Consider the following 21,021-nt stretch of genomic DNA (forward strand, 5'->3'; position numbering starts at 1 on the left):
AAAGATCGTATATTCAAGAGAACGATAAACGTTAAATAGAATAGTAAATATTCAATAAATACCTGAAGGTATATATATATATCAATATAAATGCACTCACAGCGACATATAAATATCAACATCATAAGTATAATCACTATTTATTATTTATATCCCCATCAGTAAATAACGACACAAACTGTCACACCATGCCGAGCTTAGTTACAGCAGAATAATAGAAAACAAGATGCATAATATTACTTTTAAGTCTTTAAAACGGTTCTTCGTGAATACTTTAACAACCAAAACAATTTAGAGCTCTAATCACTTAACTTTCATTTATGTACATTAATAAACGAGATCTTGCTCAAATAAATTACGATTATTCAACTTTTATTCAGATAATTATCATCCTGATAGGTAATAATACCCACTAAATTATTTAGAGCTCAAAGGAATAGACTCTTAATATGGACATATCAACACCTTCGGTAATGACTTCCGATACAGGTGAAGACCAGATACAAAAGTGGACTTTTTCAACACCAACAGCTCATGATGGCGATGACGTTTTTACGTTGATCGCAAACAGTCCCCCTCTCGATACCAATTCATCTTATTGTAATTTTCTTCAAACAACTCACTTTAGTAATACGTGTGTTATAGCAAAAGATGATGGTGGTGAAATAGCAGGTTTTATCTCTGGTTACCCAAAACCTAATCAGCCAAATACTTTATTTATATGGCAAGTTGCCGTTGCTCCTCAATTTCGAGGAAAAGGGCTCGCCTTTACCATGTTAGATAACCTGTTAAGTCGAGACTCTCTAAATAATATTACCGCTATAGAAACAACCATTACGGAAGAGAATAATGCTTCGTGGGCGTTATTTAATAAACTTGATGCACGTAATGGTAACAATGGCGAAGTCAGTACATTTTTAGACAAGAATATACATTTTAAAGGCAAGCACGATACGGAATTGTTGTATCGCATCCCTTTAATTCAAATTAAACAGAAAGGATTATAACGGCCATATCATGGATATTTTTAAGAAGCAGGAATCTAAAGTTCGTTCTTACTCAAACAGTTTTCCCGTCGTTTTTACTAAAGCAAAAGGGAGTTGGCTTGAAACCGAACAAGGAGATCGTTACTTAGATTTTCTAGCTGGTGCTGGATCACTGAACTACGGCCATAATAACCCTACTTTAAAACAGGCTTTGCTCGACTATATCGAACAAGATGGGATCACTCATGGTTTAGATATGCACTCGACAGCAAAGGCTAATTTCCTTGAAGCATTAGAACGCAATATTTTAGCTCCTCGCCAACTTAATTACGTTACTCAATTTACCGGCCCAACGGGTACTAACGCTGTAGAAGCGGCACTAAAACTTGCGCGTAAAGTGAAAAAACGTAGCTCTATTGTGGCTTTCACCAATGGTTTTCATGGTTGTACAGCTGGAGCGCTAGCTGCAACAGGCAATCAACATCACCGTCAAGGTGCAGGGACAAGTTTAAACAATGTTACTCGTATTCCATTTGAAGGTTATGCGGACATTGATGGCCTTAAATTGTTTGAAACTATGCTAGCGGATAATTCAGCAGGTATGGACAAGCCAGCCGCTGTCTTGATTGAAACAGTACAGGGCGAAGGCGGCTTAAACGTTGCGTCTAACCAGTGGTTACAACGATTAGAAAAAGTCTGTAAACAAAATGATATTTTATTGATTGTTGATGATATTCAAGCAGGCTGTGGCCGTACTGGTACCTTCTTTAGCTTTGAGCCGTCAGGTATTAAACCAGATATGGTTACCCTATCTAAATCAATTGGTGGTTACGGCTTACCAATGGCAATCGTGCTATTCAAACCAGAGCTCGATATTTGGAACCCAGGTGAGCATAACGGCACATTCCGTGGCAACAATCACGCATTCATTACAGCAACGAAAGCACTCGAAACCTATTGGGCTGATGACCAACTAGAAAAGCACGTTGCAACATGCTCAAACATTATTGCTAACGTCATTGATAAATGCCTACACGACCATCCTGATATGTTTGTGCAAAGAAAGGGTCGAGGCATGATGATTGGTATTGAGTGTAATAATGGCGATCTGTCTAGCCAAATCACCAAAACCTGTTTTGAAAATGGATTAGTGATTGAAACCGCGGGTCCTAATGATGAAGTCGTGAAGTTCTTTAGCCCACTCACCATTACAACGGCAGAGCTTGAGCAAGGCTTAGCGATTTTTGAAAATGCGGTTGAGCACGTTGTTGCTAAAAACTTTAGAAAAGCATCGTAATTTAAGGACGAAAAATGATTGTTAGAACATTAGATGAATGTCGAGACAGTGAACGCCGTGTAGCTTCTGAAACTTGGGAAAGTGTTCGTATGCTGCTTAAAGATGACAAGATGGGGTTTTCTTTTCACATCACGACAATCTTTGAGAACACTGAAACCCATATTCATTATCAAAATCACTTAGAGTCTGTTTACTGCATGAGTGGTGAAGGTGAAATTGAAGTTGTTGGGGGCGAAACTTACCCAATTAAACCAGGTACACTATACATTCTTGATAAACACGATGAGCATTATTTACGTGCTTATAAAGACAAAGAAATGGTGATGGCTTGTGTGTTTAATCCGCCAATCACAGGCAAAGAAACACATGATGAAAACGGTGTTTATCCACTCGTTGACTAAAACATTACGTGTATAGCCAGCGCACTTTCAGCGAAAAAAAATCCCTGTATAGCAAAGCTGATACAGGGATTTTTCTTGCGTAATATTAGATAATATTAATCGAATTCAACCAGATTTTTTTGATATTGCTGATGTTGCTGTTGTACTGCTTCTGACGGACGACCCGTTGCTTTACTTACCACCACAACCGCAACAGTGGCAAAAATAAAGCCAGGAATGATCTCATATAAGTCAAACATTCCACCTGTTAGTTGCTTCCATACCACAACGGTGACCGCACCTGTCACGATACCTGCAATCGCACCATAACGGTTCATCCCACTCCAGTACAAACTTAATAGCAATACAGGGCCAAATGCCGCACCAAACCCCGCCCAAGCATAAGACACAAGACCTAAAACGGAGCTATCAGGGTTTAATGCTAAAACGAAGGCAACAATTGATAATGCAATAACCGCAATACGCCCAACCATAACAATTTCGTTGCTTGACGCTTGTGGACGAAATACTTGTTTATAGAAATCTTCAGCCAATGCCGATGAAGAGACTAACAACTGAGAGTCCGCAGTACTCATGATCGCCGCTAAGATTGCCGCTAGTAAAATACCGGCCATCACGGGATGGAAAATCGCATTCACTAGCAACATGAAGACTTTTTCACTATCCGCTAACTCACCACCAAGGTTGCCATCAACATAAACAATACCCGTTAAGCCGACTAACAACGCACCAATCATCGACAGAGCCGTCCACACCACGGCAATACGACGCGCCGTACCAATGTCTTTATTTGAACGTGTCGCTTTAAAACGCGCAAGAATATGAGGCTGACCAAAGTAACCGAGCCCCCAACCTAATAGTGACAAAATAACCATAAATGATAATGGCTGGCCTTTAATATCATGCCAGAGCGTTAATAATTCAGGGTTCTTGTTATGAAGCGTTTCTATTAACTGAACGGGATCGGCATTCATCGCTGCGATCGGCACAATAAGCAATGCAGCTGACATCAATAGGCCTTGCACTAAATCAGTCCAAGATACCGCCAGGAACCCCCCAAATAAGGTATACGTTACAACACACAAAGTACCGATAAATAGCGCGAGCGTGTAATCTAAACCGAAGACGGTTTCAAACAGTTTTCCGCCTGCCACTAAACCAGCACTGGTATAGAAAAGGAAAAAGAGCAAAATAAAGAAGGCGGAAATCGTTTGGATAAGCTTTGAATTATCATCAAATCGACGTGATAAAAACTCAGGTAAAGTCAGTGAGTTGTCTGCTGTTATACTATAAGTGCGCAGGCGTTTAGCACAGATCAGCCAGTTCAACCACGTCCCCAGTAATAGGCCACCAGCTAGCCATAATGACTCAAAACCAGCGATATATGCATATCCCGGTAATCCTAATAATAACCAACCACTCATATCCGATGCTCCTGCAGATATCGCAGAAGGCCAAGGACCTAATGAACGCCCACCAAGAAAGTAATCACTGGAGCTCGATGTGCGTTTATAGGCGATATAACCAATCGCTAGCATCCCTAGTAGATACGCTACAAAGGTCGCTGTAATCGCGAAGTTATTTTCAATCATAAATTGTACTTCCTGTTAAGTGGCCTTTGTTCATGGCAAAGGCCTATTATCATATTAAGCAAGGTCTGGTCAGTCGGTTTCTCCACAACCAAGCTCTAATAACGTTGCATTACCGCCGACGGCTGTAATATTGATGGTTCTGGTACGTTCAGTGATAAAGCGTAAACAGTAACTTGGGCTACCAATGACAGGTAGATGATCAAAATCGGTTTCTGCCACTAATTGCGCTAACTGTCCGCTTCTCGCCGCTAATTGACGCGCTAAGCTCAACGCACGTTCAGCAGTACCGCTATAAGCAACTGCTGCAACCTCTTCACTTTGAATTAACGATTCAAGCTCAATGTCCTCAATAACACTAAGTACATTGGCGACACATCCTGCCGGCTCTAGCTGACTGAGAATGGCACCAGTATTTAAAGGGTGATCAGGCGATAAACACAACATAACGCTGTTACCACACACCAATGCAGTGGCGATTTGAGCAATCACCACATGGTTAGCGACGTCATCGCTTGCAGTGACAACAAATACGCCGCGTCCAACACAATAAAGCGTGTTACTTTCACCTGTTGGCCCTGGCATTACTTGCATTTCAGCCACCATTTCCAGTGCATTGTTACACTGAAAATTCACCATCATCGCAGATTGATTATCTAGCGATTTTGCCCAGCGGCGTAGAATAGCGATTCGCGTTTCAAAGTCCAGATCATTCCATACCGAAAACGCAAAAATGCTACTTTGTAGTGATTTTTGTAATTGCGGAGATAACGCCATTAACTGTGAATTATTTTTCATCGTTTACTCCTTCCATCTCGCATTGACGAGTAACATTGATTGGCGCAATCGTTGACTGCATAAAACGATACAAATAATGAGGCCCGCCCGCTTTTGGTCCTGTTCCTGATAACCCTCGACCACCAAAAGGCTGGACGCCAACAACGGCGCCTACTTGATCGCGATTGATATAACAATTACCGACTTTTGCGCGTGACGCTATTTCACTATAGGTACGCTCATTTCGACTATGTATTCCCATTGTTAAACCAAATCCTGTTTGATTAATTTGATTAACGACTTGATCAATCTCGCTCGCCTTAAAACGCACAATATGCAGAATTGGGCCAAAGTGCTCTTGCTCTAATAGGTTAATATGTTTAATTTCAATGGCCGTCGGCGGAACAAAATCGCCATTCGCACAGCTTTCTGACAGCGGCGTTTGGCAAATCAATCGTGCTTGGTTTTTTAACGATTCAATATGAGTAAGCAGCTTTTGCTTTGCCGCACGATCAATGACAGGCCCCACATCGGTAGCATGTAATTGCGGATCCCCAACCTTAAGTTCAGCCATCGCCCCTTTGATTAACGTGATCACACGTTCGGCAATATCTTGCTGAATAAAGAGGACGCGTAATGCTGAGCAACGTTGACCGGCAGAGGCAAACGCGGAACGTAATACATCACGTACGACTTGTTCCGGTAGTGCTGTACTATCAACGATCATTGCATTTTGACCGCCCGTTTCGGCAATGAATGGGACTGGCGCACAGTCACGTGCCATTAAGGTACGATTAATTAATTGCGCTGTGGGTGTGGAACCTGTAAAGGCGATACCAGCAACACGCTCATCTGACGTCAACTGATGGCCTATCTCACGCCCCAATCCCGTTACGACTTGAATAACACCTTGTGGAATGCCAGTAAGCAGAAGTAATTCAATAGCACGGCAAGCAATTAATGAGGTTTGCTCTGCAGGTTTCGCCACGACGGTATTACCTGCAACTAAAGCGGCACACACTTGACCTAAGAAAATGGCCAACGGGAAATTCCAAGGGCTAATACAAACAAAGACACCACGCCCATGATAGGTCATCTCTTGATCGACACCATCAAAGCTAGTGATGCGTTTAGGCTTAGCAAAATTAGTTTGTGCCTGCTCTGCGTAATAACGACAAAAATCTACCGCTTCACGAATTTCATCAATGGCATCGTGGATGGTTTTACCTGCTTCACGGTGACACAACGCCACTAATTCTGCTTGATGTAATTCAAGTTTATCGGCCAATAGCAATAAGTAATTTGCACGCTCACTTGCTGAACGTTGTGACCAATCAGCATAAGCGTCATGGGCAGATGCCATTGCGGTATCCACTTGTGATGGTGTGGCATAGATCAGTTCACCCACCACTTCCTCACGATCATAAGGTGCCGTCACGCAAACTCGCTCGGCAGCTAAAATAGCCTTTGGTTTTCCATTTAAAATAGGCGAGGCTTTCCACTTCACCTTATCAAAGGCACGTACTGCCTGATGAAATGGCTGCCACTGTGATTCAATATCAATATTGATACTTGATGAGTTTTTACGTTCAGAACCAAAAATATCTTTCGGTAATGGGATCAAGCTATTGTGCAATGTCTTACGTTGCTTAAGCACATCAACAGGGTGTTGTGTGAGATCGGCAATTGGACAATTAGCATCAACCAAGCGATGAACAAACGAACTATTGGCACCATTTTCTAATAAACGACGAACAAGGTATGGCAGTAAGTCTTTATGGCTTCCCACTGGTGCATAAATACGTACCTGTGTTTTATGCATATCCATCACATGGTTATATAGCGCATCTCCCATGCCATGCAGGCGTTGGAATTCAAAGTAAGAATGCTTCGCCATCGCGACAATAGCACTGATCGTGTGAGCATTATGAGTCGCAAATTGTGGGTAGATCAGCCCTTTTAAAGGCTCAGATAGTAGAAATCTCGCACAGGCTAAATAAGAGCTGTCTGTCGCTTCTTTACGAGTAAAAACTGGGTAGCCATTGAAGCCTGCTTGCTGACAAAGTTTCAGTTCACTATCCCAATAGGCGCCTTTTACTAATCGAAGTGGAATCACATCACCTTGTTGTTTAGAAAGGGCAGCAAGCCACGCTAATACAGGTAGAGCACGTTTCGAATACGCTTGTACAACTAAACCGAAACGCCCCCAACCTTTTACTTCTTTTGCGCGATACAGTTTTTCAAATAGCTTTAATGATAATTCTAATCTGTCTGCTTCTTCAGCATCTATCGTGATCCCAACGTTATGCTCGCGGGCAAAAATTAATAGCTCAAGTACGGAATGGTACATTTCCTCTAACACACGCGCTTCATTGGCGACTTCGTAACGAGGATGCAAAGCAGATAGCTTAATGGATACGGTAGGATCTGATGATTGACGAGCCGATTGAGCTGAAATGGCACTATTGACCTTGCCTACCGCTTTAATCGCCGTTAGGTAGTCTTGGTAATATTTTTCGGCATCTTGAGCGGTGAGTGCCGCTTCACCTAGCATGTCGAATGAATAAGTAAACCCTTGCTCTCGTTTAGGTTTGCCGTTTTTCATCGCCTCAGAAATATCTCGCCCTAGAACAAATTGGTGTCCCATGATTTTCATCGCTTGGTGCATAGCTTGTCTGATCATTGGCTCTGACATTTTATTAACCAAGCGGTTAATTACATTCGTAGGTGTACCGTCTTGTTTTGCATCTAACGTTACTACTTTCCCTGTTAGCATGAGCCCCCATGTTGAGGCATTCACAAATAATGAATCAGAGTTTTTAAGGTGAGATTTCCAATCAGCAACACTTAATTTATCGCGAATTAGGGCATCAGCAGTAGCCGGATCAGGAATACGCATCAGTGCTTCAGCTAAGCACATTAATAAGATCCCTTCTTTGGTCTCTAGGCTATATTCCAATAGCAGTGCGTCAATCATTTGCACCGCATTTTTATCGGCACGGACACGAGCAATAAGCTCACTGGCTTGCGCTGCACTATACGTACGTTCTTCATCGGTAGGTTCTGCTAAGGGTAGCAACTGTGTTAACCACTCAGACTCATCAACAGCATACAGTGGTGAAATTAATGCCCATAATTGAGCTAACGGCTTCTCTATAAAGGAAGAATGGAGTACATCAACGGCTTTAAACATCAGGTTTCCTCTATGGCATCTCAGTGAGATGATAATAAACAACACTGTCATGTTATTAATCTGTTATTGCCTGTAGATAGTATGGATAAAATTTTATCTCGTCTTATGAATTCCTACGGGATGTTTTATTTTTTCTCCAACAATGAATAATACGAGATCTCACACATAAAAAAGCGCTATATAGTTAACCCATATAGCGCGATATTACTGCTAAGTGCTACTTATAACTTATTGAATAAAGAACTGATATCGTATGGGAGATGTCCCGTATAGACGGCGAAAAGCTTGACTAAAGCTGCTTTGACTTGAGAATCCGCATAATTGTGCAACTTCCGATAACGGTTTTTGAGTTTCTGCAATCAATTGCTTTGCTAACTCTAATCGTTTTCGCAATACATATTGATGTGGCGTTATCCCCATTTGCTTTCTAAATAAGACATAAAATTGGCTTTGTGCTAAAAAAGCAATGCTGGATAGATCAGCCACTGAGATCTTCTTCTGAATATTCTGCTGGATATAACTATCAATAAGCGCCATATTTAGACGTGTTACTTTTTTTTCATCAAAGCTCATTAAGCTACGATTAATTAAGCACTGTAAGGTGTTACTGATCGATTGTGATAACACACTATCCTGAGCATGTTCTTTTAATTCAATCGCTAACAATGAAATAAGCTGATGAGTACGTGCATCTAAGCTGAAATTGCCATTACTGAACTGTTCCACATCAGTCATTGATATCAATGGTGGTAAATTCATCACTAAGACTTGGTTGTTAGGTCCGCCACAAAAACCATGGTTAACATTGGCATTAATTCGGCATCCCATACCAGAAGAAAGACAAAGTGAACTATCTTCTATCGACAGTTCACTTTGCCCCATTAATCCTATAATAATCTGAGGATAATCATGATGATGGTATGTTTTTGATTCGTCTAACGTTTCGACATGGAATGTCGGCATTTTTTTTTCCATACACCACCTCCTTTTTTTGTACACCACAAAGTATGTGGTACTTATATACTGCGCCAACTGCTTTAAAATAAAACAAATAAGCGCATTAAAATAATGCGCTTATATTTAATAGCAGAATTTAATCACTACCATTCATTTAAAATTTCAACGTTCACTTTCACGTCTTTTTTTAACATCGCAAGGTTAGTATTGGCTAGTAAATCACGAGGGTAATGCAATGTAATAACACTGTTTGACATATCAGTGATCGGCGAAGAAACGCCATCGATACCAATGTCGTCTTGTACCATTAAGTTTTCAGATAACGATTTAGGAATATCAATAAATACTGAAAAACCCGCTTCATCCTCTTCTACCCCAGTCACTAATGCCGTGCTTTTAATGTTCCCTGTTAATCCGCCACGACCAACCACTTCACCAAATTTAGGGTGGATCTCAAGATTTACCTGATCACCTTCCTTTAAACTCTCAAATGTTGTCGTACCCAATGCTTGGTCAATATCAAAGTACACCGTATCGTTTAAAATACGCACGACAGTCAAGGAGCAACCATTTACTAACATTACAGTATCTATGTCAACAAGCTCAAGCATACCCTCAGGGAATACAATACCATGTCGTTGACTATCTTCACTTTTTGATATGGATTTAATAACACCACGACCTTGAACAATACCTCTAAACATCAATGTCTCCTTTTCTAGACTCTTATATTTTTTCTTAATGTATGCCAATAGATTCATCAAGAGTTTAGTAATTTGAGATTAAAATACAAATAAAGCACAAGATTTTTTTTAATATCATCACAAAAATTTAAATATAGAAATATAATTCACACACTTGTATTAATTATAAATCACCAATAACATTAAAATGGGAAATATCAATATCACCCATTTATCACACCGCTTTTTTTACACATTTAAATATCAGAGCATGATAACCCCCTCAACCCCACAACATGCACACTAAGCAAAAATAAACCCCAACAAAACATATAGTTAAAAAAAATCAAAGCAATAAAAAGCAGTGATTATTGGCAAAATATTGCTTTTTTATTTACTTGTAGCAATATTTATCCCCACAAATACAAACCTATCAAAAAACAAAAAATGAAATACATTTTAATTCGATAAATATCGGAGTAAAAATAAAAAAAACAAAAAAAAATAAAATTTCAACGATAAAAAAACACAAATAAACATACCTAAACTCACTCCGTAAAAATATTAAAAACCAAGAAATGAGCAATTATTGACCAAAAAAAAGACGGAAAAAATGTCGAAAAAGCTAGACATAATAGATGTGGATATGAAGAGTTAAAAATAATTGTTTTTATAGTGTGATCAAAATCTCGAATATTTATAAACAAATAAAAATCAACTTACATGGTAATAATTATTCATCTAGCCTTATTTTTGTTCCTAAGGGGCATCAACGCATCCCTAAAAGGAATAGAATTTAACAGCATGTTAACGGAGATTGCATGATTAAGAAGATCCCATTGATTATTGGAGGCGAAGTTCGAGACACGTCAGAACATGAAGTCCGCGAACTTACGCTTAACAATAACACCGTCAATGTACCTATCATTACAGACATTGATGCTGAGGCGATCACCTCACTAAAAATAGAAAATAACTTAAATATCAACAAGATAGTTAACTTCTTGTATACTGTAGGGCAAAAATGGAAGAGTGAAAACTATAGCCGTCGCCTTACTTATATTCGCGATCTAGTCAAATTCATGGGCTACTCTCCTGAGATGGCAAAACTAGAAGCGAACTGGATTTCGATGATCCTATGTAGCAAAAGTGCGCTGTATGACATTGTTGAAAATGATCTCAGTTCTCGCCATATCGTTGATGAATGGCTCCCCCAAGGTGATTGCTATGTCAAGGCGCTGCCAAAAGGCAAGTCTATCCATTTATTAGCGGGTAACGTTCCGCTGTCTGGTGTGACATCTATCCTGCGCGCTATTCTAACTAAAAACGAATGCATCATTAAAACATCGTCTGCTGATCCATTTACCGCAACCGCACTGGCTTCAAGTTTTATTGATACCGATGCCGACCACCCAATAACTCGATCTATGTCAGTCATGTATTGGTCACATAGTGAAGATATCACTATTCCACAAAAAATCATGAGCTGTGCAGATGTGGTTGTGGCTTGGGGGGGTAACGATGCAATCAAATGGGCAACAAAACATACCCCAGCACACGTTGATATTCTTAAATTTGGTCCAAAGAAAAGTATTTCGATTGTTGATAACCCAACAGATATTAAAGCAGCTGCCATTGGTGTTGCTCACGACATCTGTTTTTATGATCAACAAGCTTGTTTCTCTACCCAAGATATCTATTACATGGGTGACAATATCGATACTTTTTTTGCAGAGCTAACTCAGCAATTAAACATCTATAAAGACATACTGCCCAAAGGCGATCAATCTTTCGATGAAAAGGGCGCATTTTCTTTAACAGAAAGAGAATGTTTATTTGCCAAATATAAAGTGCAAAAAGGTGACGAGCAGTCTTGGTTATTAACGCAATCTCCAGCGGGTTCATTCGGTAATCAACCATTATCTCGTTCTGCGTATATTCATCACGTGAAAGATATTTCGGAGATTACTCCCTATCTTCAAAATAATGTAACCCAAACAGTTTCAATTACACCATGGGAAGCATCATTTAAATATAGAGATACATTAGCGGCACACGGTGCGGAACGTATTATTGAATCAGGTATGAATAATATATTTCGAGTGGGTGGCGCACATGACGGTATGCGTCCACTTCAGCGTCTTGTTAAATATATTTCACATGAAAGACCATCGACTTATACCACTAAAGATGTCGCAGTCAAAATAGAACAAACGCGTTACCTAGAAGAAGATAAATTCCTCGTTTTTGTACCATAAAAGAGAAATATTATGAACAATACTCAAACCTCAGCACCTATTGATCACGTTATTAACCTAGGTGATAATCGTCACATCCGTGTATGGGAAACTCTGCCTAAAAATCAAGAGGTTAAGCGCAATAATACGATTGTTATTGCAGCTGGTTTTGCCCGTCGAATGGACCATTTCGCTGGCCTTGCTGAATATTTAGCAAATAATGGTTTTCATGTTATTCGTTATGATTCATTAAATCATGTTGGCTTAAGTAGTGGTGAAATTAATCAGTTTTCTATGTCTGTTGGCAAACAAAGTTTATTAACAGTCATTGATTGGCTAAATGATCGTGGTATTAATGAAATTGGACTAATTGCTTCAAGTCTTTCTGCTCGTATTGCCTATGATGTTGCTACTGAGATTAAATTATCATTCCTCATTACGGCTGTTGGTGTTGTTAATTTAAGAAGCACACTTGAGAAAGCACTTGATTATGATTATCTACAAATGGAAATTAATGATATCCCTGAAGATTTAAATTTCGAAGGTTATAACTTAGGCTCAAAAGTCTTTGTGACTGACTGTTTTGATAATAGTTGGGATACTTTAGATTCAACAGTAAATAAAACTAAAGATCTAGATATTCCTTTTATTGCCTTTGTTTCAAATGGCGATAATTGGGTCTGCAAAGAAGAAGTGAAACACTTAATCGGAAATATCAACTCAGATAAAACCAAAATTTACTCATTAATTGGTTCATCACATGATTTAGGTGAGAACCTGATCGTCCTGCGTAATTTCTACCAATCGGTAACCAAAGCCGCAATAGGCTTAGACAGTGAAGTACTCGATTTAGCGGACGATATTAGTGAACCAAACTTTGAAGATCTCACCATTATTACAGTTAATGAACGTCGTTTAAAAAATAAAATTGAAAACGAAATGTTCGCTAGCGCTTAAACCAATACATATTTTATTCATTAAAAGGAAAATATAATGAAATTTGGCAATATTTGTTTCTCATACCAGCCACCAGGTGAATCTCATAAAGAAGTCATGGATCGCTTTGTTCGACTTGGCGTTGCTTCAGAAGAATTAAACTTCGATACCTTCTGGACGCTTGAACACCATTTCACTGAATTTGGCCTAACCGGTAACCTATATGTTGCTTGTGCCAATATTCTTGGTCGTACCAAAAAACTCAACGTTGGCACAATGGGTATCGTACTTCCAACAGCTCACCCTGCCCGTCAAATGGAAGATCTAATGCTACTGGATCAAATGTCAAAAGGTCGTTTTAACTTTGGCGTAGTCCGTGGTTTATACCATAAAGATTTCCGGGTATTCGGTGTTACGATGGAAGATTCCCGTTCGATCACTGAAGATTTCCATAAAATGATCATGGACGGCTCAAAATCAGGTGTTTTACACACTGATGGTAAAAATATTGAATTCCAAGATGTAAATGTCTATCCAGAAGCCTACTCAGACAAAATCCCTACTTGTATGACAGCCGAATCTGCCGCGACAACAACTTGGTTAGCAGAACGTGGTTTGCCTATGGTGCTAAGTTGGATCATCACGACCAGCGAGAAAAAAGCACAGATGGAACTGTACAATGAAATTGCAACTGAACATGGTCACGATATTAAGAATATCGACCACAGTATGACCTTCATCTGTTCTGTTAATGACGATCAAGAAAAAGCAGAAAGTGCATGTCGTGACTTCTTATCAAACTGGTATGACTCTTACACAAATGCGACAAATATCTTTAAAGACAGTAACCAAACTCGTGGCTATGACTACCACAAAGGTCAATGGCGTGACTTTGTATTACAAGGCCATACCGATAGCCGCCGTCGTCTTGATTACAGTAATAACCTTAACCCTGTTGGCACACCTGAAAAATGTATTGAAATCATGCAACGCGATATTGATGCAACAGGGATCAAAAATATTACCCTTGGTTTTGAAGCAAACGGTTCAGAGCAAGAAATCATTGCTTCTATGGAACGCTTTATGACACAAGTGGCGCCATACCTAAAAGATCCGAAATAAACCACTAGATTTAACATCTTGAATTAAATGATAAATAAGGAAAATAACATGAATTTTGGATTATTCTTTCTAAACTTTCAGCTTAAAGGTATGACATCTGAAGACGTACTCGACAACATGATCAACACTGTTGCATTGGTCGATAAAGACGAGTACCACTTCAATACCGCTTTCATTAACGAACACCATTTTTCTAAAAACGGTATCGTAGGTGCTCCTATAACAGCTGCAAGTTTTTTACTCGGTTTAACCGAACGTCTTCATATTGGTTCATTGAATCAAGTTATCACAACTCACCATCCGGTACGTATTGCAGAAGAAACAAGCTTGCTTGATCAAATGTCTGATGGACGTTTTATTCTAGGATTAAGTGATTGTGTCAATGATTTCGAGATGGACTTCTTTAAGCGCCAACGCGATAGTCAACAACAGCAATTTGAAGCTTGTTATGACATTTTAAATGATGGTATTACTACTAACTACTGTCATGCTAATAATGACTTTTATAACTTCCCAAAAATCTCTATCAACCCACACTGTATTAGTAAAGAAAACCTAAAACAGTATATCTTAGCTACAAGTATGGGCGTGGTTGAGTGGGCTGCGGTCAAAGGCCTGCCGCTGACTTACCGCTGGAGTGACACCCTAGCTGAAAAAGAAAATTACTATCAACATTATTTAGCTGTCGCGGCTGAAAATAATGTCGATATTACTAATATTGATCACCAATTCCCATTACTTGTTAATCTAAATACAGATAGCGATATTGCTAAACAAGAAATGCGTGACTATATCCGCGATTATATTGCAGAAGCTTACCCAAATGCAGATCAAGAAGAAAAAATTGAAGAGCTAATTAAGCAACACGCGGTAGGTACAGAAGATGAATATTATGACTCCACTAAATATGCTTTAGAAATAACAGGTTCAAAGAATGTATTGTTATCTTTTGAATCTATGAAAAATAAAGCAGCTGTCATCGACCTTATTAATATGGTTAATAACAAAATCAAGAAAAATCTATAATAATAAGTCTCAGGATAATAAAATGACAAAATGGAATTATGGCGTCTTCTTCCTTAATTTTTATCATGTAGGACAGCAAGATCCATCATTAACCATGAATAATGCGTTAGAAACATTACGTATTATTCATGAAGATACATCCATCTATGATGTTGTTGCATTTAGCGAATACCACATAGATAAAAGTTATCATGATGAAACGAAACTAGCTCCACTTGTTAGTATTGGTAATAACGTTCATATTTTAGCCACCAGCAACGAAACCGTTGAAAAAGCAGCTAAATATGGGGTGCCACTTCTGTTTAAGTGGGATGATAACCAAAAAAAGCGCATTGATTTATTAAAACATTACGAGACAACCGCGGCTAAGTTTAATATCAATATCACCGATATTCGTCATCGATTAATGTTATTTATCAATGTGAATGAGAACCCAACGCAAGCCAAAGCTGAGCTAAGCATTTACTTAGAAAATTACCTCTGTTACACCCAAGCAGAGGCATCGATTGATGAAATCATCAATAGTAATGCGGCAGGAAATTACGATACGTGCTTATCTCACGTTGTTGATATTGCTCAAGGTTTAGATAATAAAGTCGATTTCTTATTTTGTTTTGAATCAATGAAAGTTCAAGAGGATAAAAAATCATTAATGATTAATTTTGATAAACAAGTTATCAATTATCGAAAAGATTACAATCTTAACTAATTAAGTTAATTTAAATTAAGACTTCGCCAATCATTGTCATTATAAATGGCAGTGTGATTTATTACACTGCCATTATTTTTTTATTAAGGTTTAATATGACTACATTATTAAATGTTGATACTAACGATATTATTGTTAGTTCAGAACTTGATGATATTATTTTCTCATCATCACCACTTAACTTAACCTATGATGAACAAGAAAAATTAAAGCAGAAATTTATAATGGAATCATTCCACTACCATTATAAAAATAATGAAGATTACCGTTATTATTGTAATGCCCAAGGTGTAGACGAAAAAATTACATCAATCGATGATATTCCGGTATTCCCTACTTCGATGTTCAAATACGCTAAGCTACATACTGCCGATGAAGCTAATATTGAAAATTGGTTCACCAGTAGCGGCACAAGTGGAATAAAAAGCCATATTGCCCGTGATCGCCAAAGCATCGAACGCCTGCTTGGCTCTGTAAATTACGGCATGAAGTATCTAGGTGAGTTCCATGAACACCAACTAGAGCTAGTTAATATGGGACCTGATCGCTTCAGCGCCAAAAATGTTTGGTTCAAATATGTCATGAGCCTAGTTGAATTGTTATACCCAACGACGTTTACAGTAGACGAAGATGAAATTGATTTTGAACAAACCATCACGTCGTTAAAGGCTATTCAACGTAAAGGAAAAGGCATTTGTTTAATTGGCCCTCCATACTTTATTTATTTATTAGCGCTTTATATGAAAGAGCACAACATTGAATTTAATGCTGGCGCTCATATGTTCATCATCACTGGTGGCGGCTGGAAAACAAAACAAAAAGAAGCACTTAATCGTCAAGATTTTAATCAGTTATTAATGGAAACTTTCAACCTTTTCCACGAAAGCCAAATTCGTGACACCTTTAACCAAGTAGAACTAAATACTTGCTTCTTTGAAGATAACCGCCAACGCAAACATGTTCCACCATGGGTATATGCTCGTGCACTTGATCCTGTCACTATGACGCCTGTTGAAGATGGTCAGGAAGGCTTAATGAGCTACATGGATGCATCATCGACGAGTTACCCAACCTTTATTGTTACAGACGATATTGGCATTGTGCACAACATCAAAGAGCCCGATCCACACCAAGGAACAACCGTGGAAATTGTTCGCCGTTTAAATACCCGTGAACAAAAAGGCTGTTCATTATCGATGGCGACCAGCTTGAAATAAGTAGCAGGACTGAATGATGATTTTTAATTGCAAAATTACAAAAATTGAAGCATCTGATAGCCATGTTTTTAAAGTGTTTATCAAACCAGACCAATGCTTTCAATTCAAAGCCGGGCAATACGCTATTATCTATTTGAATAATAAACAGCTGCCTTTTTCTATTGCTAACAGCCCAAACTGTAATGAATTAATTGAATTGCATGTTGGCGGCTCAGTCAAAGAAACTGCTATAGAAGCAATTTCGTATTTTAACGATGCGTTTATTCATCAAACCGAGTTTAAGATAGATTCGCCACATGGTGATGCTTGGTTACGTGATGAAAGTGAATCGCCGCTGCTACTTATCGCTGGCGGCACAGGCTTATCATATATCAATAGTATCCTTCATCATTGTATTGACAAGCAACTATCACAACCTATCTACCTTTACTGGGGTGTGAACAATCGCCAATTGCTTTATGCAGATCAAAAACTTAAGTCATTAGAAGCCCAGCTTCCCAATGTGAAATATGTGCCCGTTGTCGAGCATGTACACACAGAGTGGGACGGTAAAATCGGCAATGTTATTGATGCTGTAATGGATGATTTTGCCGACTTATCTGAATTTGATATTTATGTTTGCGGGCCATTCGGTATGAGCCGAAATGCAAAAGATATTTTTACAACTCAGAAAAAAGCCAATGTCGGGAAAATGTATTCTGATGCGTTTAGTTATATGTAGTTAAAAATCGTTCATATCATTACTGATGGTTTTTATCTAAATCAGTCATTACTCATTATATTTACTCTATTTATTGGGTAACAGTTGGCTTGCACCTGATAAATAGAGTTTTTTTGTAGGTATAGTATGTTCACAGGAATAATAGAAGCAATTGGAAATATCAGCGCCATTATTCGTAATAATGACGATATTTCAATGGTTATCAATACCAATAAGCTTGATATTTCGGACGTAAAACTTGGTGATAGCATTGCTAGTAATGGCGTTTGTTTAACCGTATCTAAATTAACTCCAACTGGGTTTGTTGCCGATCTTTCAAAAGAGACGTTAAAGCGTACCGCATTTCACAGCTACCACGTCGGACAAAATATCAACCTAGAAAAAGCCATGTTACCCACTACACGCTTAGGTGGTCATATTGTTTCCGGACATGTTGATGGTATTGGCGACATTATTGAATTAAAGCAAAAGGGTCGCACCATTGAGGTTTGGATAACTGTACCAATACACCTGAAGAAGTTTGTTGCAGAGAAAGGTTCAATTTGTATTGATGGAACGAGCTTAACCATCAATGCTGTCTATCAGAATGTCATTAAATTAACCATTATTCCTCATACGTTAACCAATACAACACTTGCTAATGCAACCATTGGTCAAAAGGTCAATATTGAAGCTGATATGGTGGCACGCTACCTCGAACGATTAGTCAGCATTGATAAACAAGAATCCAAAAAAAACACTAACGTCTCTATGTCTTTATTAGAGAAGCACGGTTTTATCGTATAACTCATTTACGCTGTTGATAAAAAGGACCAGTTATGACTTTAAGTAGCGCCCAAGAAATCATTAATGATATCCGTCAGGGGAAAATGGTTATCTTGATGGATGATGAAAATCGTGAAAATGAAGGCGATCTGATCATTGCCTCTGAAATGATTACTCCCGAAGCGATTAATTTCATGGCAACACATGGGCGTGGGTTGATCTGCTTAACGTTAACCAAAGATCGCTGTAAAACGTTAAATTTACCGCTAATGGTACAAAATAATCACGATAAATTCTCAACTGCATTTACCGTTTCAATAGAAGCCGCCACCGATGTTACGACTGGGATCTCTGCCAGTGATCGTGCGAAGACAGTACAAGCAGCAGTTGCTCCTAATGCCAGTGCTGATAATATTGTTTCGCCGGGGCATATTTTTCCATTAATGGCGCAAGATGGTGGCGTATTAATTCGTGCCGGTCACACTGAAGCAGGCTGTGATGTTGCACGCTTAGCAGGGCTTGAAGCCTCTAGTGTTATTGTGGAAATTCTTAATGAAGACGGCACAATGGCACGCCGACCTCAACTTGAAGTGTTTGCGCAAAAGCACAATTTAAAGCTGGGGACAATTGCCGATTTAATCGAGTATCGAACCCAACTAGAAAGTCATATTGAACGTTTATCAGAGAGTGAATTATGCACTGAATATGGTGTGTTCAACTTGATCACCTACCGTGACACCATTGACAATCAACTCCATTACGCCTTATGTAAAGGTGATATTAACCCTGATACTGAAACCTTAGTCCGTGTGCATGTCAAAGATACACTGAAAGATATTTTACATACTGGCGCCACACAATGGTCCCTACAAGCGGCCATGCAGCGTATTCAAGCCGACGGTGGCGTATTAGTGATCATCAGCCAAATAGAACCCTCAACAATGATCATCAATCAAGTAAACCAGTTAGCTTCAGAGCACCAAGCGATTGCTCCCTTGCCTACCACACCGCAGTCCCGACAAATTGGTTTAGGATCGCAAATTTTATCTGAACTAGGGCTACGCAAAATTCGTTTACTGTCTTCACAAAACCAACAATATCGTTCTTTATCAGGATTTGATCTTGAGGTTGTTGAATATATTTGTAACTAGTAAACACTCAAATGTTATTGATTCATCGTTCGTTTTTATAAATACACTTAGGAAGCTTCATGAATATTATTGAAGGTGCGATCACAGCACCCCACGCAAATGTTGTCATCATCGTTTCTCGTTTTAATAGTTTTATCAATGACAACCTATTGTCTGGTGCATTAGATGCCCTACAACGCCAAGGTCTTGTTAAAGAAACCAATATTACCATTGTACATTGTCCAGGGGCTTATGAGCTGCCTTTATTGGCTCAACAACTTGCGAAACAAGGTAGTTATGATGCCATCATCGCTTTAGGTTCTGTGATTCGTGGCGGTACTCCACATTTTGAATATGTTGCAGGTGAATGTAATAAAGGTTTAGCGCAAGTTGCATTAGAACATCAAATTCCGGTCGCGTTTGGTGTCCTTACGGTAGATTCCATCGAACAAGCCATTGAACGTGCTGGAACAAAAATGGGAAATAAAGGCGCAGAAGCCGCCCTCAGTGCACTCGAAATGATCAACGTGTTAGCAGAGATAGAACCTTAGATACCTTATCTTCACACATTATGATGGCTATTATACCTACTGAATCATAGCCATTTTCCTTCCAAAATAATTAACTCAAATAGAAGTACGAGGATATTATGGTCACAGTAAGAGCCCGAGTTCCTTTTAAAATAGGGCAACGAAGTGATATCCCTGCTGAATTATTGTCATTTCATGGCTTTAACTCAGGTAAAGAACACGTCGCAATTATTTTTAAACAAGCAGATACAGCGGCAAGCGTTCCTTTAGTTCGTCTGCACTCTGAATGCTTAACCGGTGATGTTTTTCATTCTTCTCGCTGTGATTGTGGTGAGCAGCTCAATGAAACGATAGAAAAAATGCGCCAATCTGGTGGGATTCTTTTGTATCTACGTCAAGAAGGCCGTGGGATTGGTTTATACAATAAACTCGATGCTTATCAATTACAAAGCCAAGGCATGAATACCTATGAAGCAAATAACCATTTAGGTTTTGATGATGATCTTCGTGATTTCAAGGAAGCCGCCGACGCATTACACGCACTGGGTATCAACAAAGTCCGCTTAATTACCAATAATCCTAAAAAAGTTAAAGACTTATCTCAACATAATATTCAGATAGTAGAAGTGATTAAGACTCAAGTACACATCAAAGAAGGTAATCAAGAATACTTACAAGCAAAAGCCTTATACGGTCATCACAACTTATCTTTATGACAATTCACACTTACCTTTACTCGCCATAC

19 protein-coding genes are annotated in these 21,021 nt (G+C 39.0%); 14 read left to right on the top strand and 5 right to left on the bottom strand.

Going from position 1 to position 21,021, the window contains the following annotated elements; all coding sequences use genetic code 11:
* Nucleotides 1–449: 449 nt before the first annotated feature.
* From ectA to C9J38_RS12615, 3 genes are read left to right on the top strand one after another with little or no spacing between them, the layout of a single operon-like run.
* On the top strand, nucleotides 450–1,007 hold the full coding sequence (gene ectA / locus C9J38_RS12605) for a diaminobutyrate acetyltransferase (RefSeq protein ID WP_107207404.1): 558 nt from the start codon (nucleotides 450–452) through the stop codon (nucleotides 1,005–1,007).
* 10 nt (nucleotides 1,008–1,017) lie between these two features.
* Nucleotides 1,018–2,283 (top strand): diaminobutyrate--2-oxoglutarate transaminase, encoded by a 1,266-nt coding sequence (gene ectB / locus C9J38_RS12610; protein WP_107207405.1) that lies wholly within the window; start codon nucleotides 1,018–1,020, stop codon nucleotides 2,281–2,283.
* Between the two features lie 14 nt (nucleotides 2,284–2,297).
* Entirely contained in the window at nucleotides 2,298–2,684 is a 387-nt protein-coding gene (locus tag C9J38_RS12615; protein ID WP_005366605.1) for an ectoine synthase, read from the top strand.
* A gap of 95 nt (nucleotides 2,685–2,779) precedes the next feature.
* On the opposite strand, the gene putP is transcribed toward C9J38_RS12615, so the two are convergent.
* The 5 genes from putP to C9J38_RS12640 form a co-directional block, all read right to left on the bottom strand.
* Nucleotides 2,780–4,276 (bottom strand): sodium/proline symporter PutP, encoded by a 1,497-nt coding sequence (gene putP, locus C9J38_RS12620; protein WP_107207406.1) that lies wholly within the window; start codon nucleotides 4,274–4,276, stop codon nucleotides 2,780–2,782.
* Nucleotides 4,277–4,345: 69 nt separating this feature from the next.
* Nucleotides 4,346–5,071, bottom strand: a complete 726-nt coding sequence (locus C9J38_RS12625) for an aldehyde dehydrogenase family protein (RefSeq protein WP_107207407.1) — start codon at nucleotides 5,069–5,071, stop codon at nucleotides 4,346–4,348.
* Entirely contained in the window at nucleotides 5,061–8,243 is a 3,183-nt protein-coding gene (gene putA / locus C9J38_RS12630) for a bifunctional proline dehydrogenase/L-glutamate gamma-semialdehyde dehydrogenase PutA (protein ID WP_107207408.1), read from the bottom strand. The genes C9J38_RS12625 and putA overlap by 11 nt, the downstream gene beginning before the upstream one ends.
* 228 nt (nucleotides 8,244–8,471) lie before the next feature.
* The gene (locus C9J38_RS12635) at nucleotides 8,472–9,218 is read right to left on the bottom strand and encodes an AraC family transcriptional regulator (protein ID WP_107207409.1); all 747 of its coding nucleotides are present in this window, start codon (nucleotides 9,216–9,218) and stop codon (nucleotides 8,472–8,474) included.
* 125 nt (nucleotides 9,219–9,343) lie between these two features.
* Complete coding sequence (locus C9J38_RS12640) at nucleotides 9,344–9,904, bottom strand: hypothetical protein (RefSeq protein ID WP_158259298.1); 561 nt, start codon at nucleotides 9,902–9,904, stop codon at nucleotides 9,344–9,346.
* Nucleotides 9,905–10,704: 800 nt separating this feature from the next.
* Here C9J38_RS12640 and C9J38_RS12645 point away from each other — a divergent pair.
* From C9J38_RS12645 to ribA, 11 genes are all read left to right on the top strand, one after another.
* Complete coding sequence (locus C9J38_RS12645; RefSeq protein WP_107207411.1) at nucleotides 10,705–12,141, top strand: aldehyde dehydrogenase family protein; 1,437 nt, start codon at nucleotides 10,705–10,707, stop codon at nucleotides 12,139–12,141.
* Nucleotides 12,142–12,153: 12 nt separating this feature from the next.
* Complete coding sequence (locus tag C9J38_RS12650) at nucleotides 12,154–13,077, top strand: acyl transferase (RefSeq protein WP_107207412.1); 924 nt, start codon at nucleotides 12,154–12,156, stop codon at nucleotides 13,075–13,077.
* 36 nt (nucleotides 13,078–13,113) lie between these two features.
* Complete coding sequence (locus C9J38_RS12655) at nucleotides 13,114–14,178, top strand: alkanal monooxygenase (RefSeq protein WP_107207413.1); 1,065 nt, start codon at nucleotides 13,114–13,116, stop codon at nucleotides 14,176–14,178.
* A 48-nt stretch (nucleotides 14,179–14,226) separates the two neighbouring features.
* Complete coding sequence (locus C9J38_RS12660) at nucleotides 14,227–15,204, top strand: alkanal monooxygenase (RefSeq protein ID WP_107207414.1); 978 nt, start codon at nucleotides 14,227–14,229, stop codon at nucleotides 15,202–15,204.
* 22 nt (nucleotides 15,205–15,226) lie between these two features.
* On the top strand, nucleotides 15,227–15,913 hold the full coding sequence (locus C9J38_RS12665; RefSeq protein ID WP_107207415.1) for an LLM class flavin-dependent oxidoreductase: 687 nt from the start codon (nucleotides 15,227–15,229) through the stop codon (nucleotides 15,911–15,913).
* Between the two features lie 95 nt (nucleotides 15,914–16,008).
* Nucleotides 16,009–17,130, top strand: coding sequence for a long-chain fatty acid--CoA ligase (locus C9J38_RS12670; RefSeq protein ID WP_107207416.1), 1,122 nt, complete (start codon nucleotides 16,009–16,011; stop codon nucleotides 17,128–17,130).
* 13 nt (nucleotides 17,131–17,143) lie between these two features.
* A complete protein-coding gene (fre, locus tag C9J38_RS12675; protein ID WP_233217699.1) occupies nucleotides 17,144–17,851 on the top strand; it encodes an NAD(P)H-flavin reductase in 708 nt (235 codons plus the stop codon).
* A 126-nt stretch (nucleotides 17,852–17,977) separates the two neighbouring features.
* Entirely contained in the window at nucleotides 17,978–18,637 is a 660-nt protein-coding gene (locus C9J38_RS12680) for a riboflavin synthase (RefSeq protein ID WP_107207418.1), read from the top strand.
* 32 nt (nucleotides 18,638–18,669) lie between these two features.
* Nucleotides 18,670–19,767: a bifunctional 3,4-dihydroxy-2-butanone-4-phosphate synthase/GTP cyclohydrolase II gene (gene ribBA / locus C9J38_RS12685; protein ID WP_107207419.1), complete on the top strand. Its 1,098-nt coding sequence runs from the start codon at nucleotides 18,670–18,672 to the stop codon at nucleotides 19,765–19,767.
* A gap of 59 nt (nucleotides 19,768–19,826) precedes the next feature.
* Nucleotides 19,827–20,297: a 6,7-dimethyl-8-ribityllumazine synthase gene (gene ribE / locus C9J38_RS12690; RefSeq protein ID WP_107207420.1), complete on the top strand. Its 471-nt coding sequence runs from the start codon at nucleotides 19,827–19,829 to the stop codon at nucleotides 20,295–20,297.
* Nucleotides 20,298–20,395: 98 nt separating this feature from the next.
* The gene (ribA, locus tag C9J38_RS12695) at nucleotides 20,396–20,992 is read left to right on the top strand and encodes a GTP cyclohydrolase II (RefSeq protein WP_107207421.1); all 597 of its coding nucleotides are present in this window, start codon (nucleotides 20,396–20,398) and stop codon (nucleotides 20,990–20,992) included.
* Nucleotides 20,993–21,021 lie beyond the last annotated feature (29 nt).

Origin of the sequence: Photobacterium sp. GB-210 (assembly GCF_003026075.1) — a bacterium.
Lineage (GTDB): Bacteria > Pseudomonadota > Gammaproteobacteria > Enterobacterales > Vibrionaceae > Photobacterium.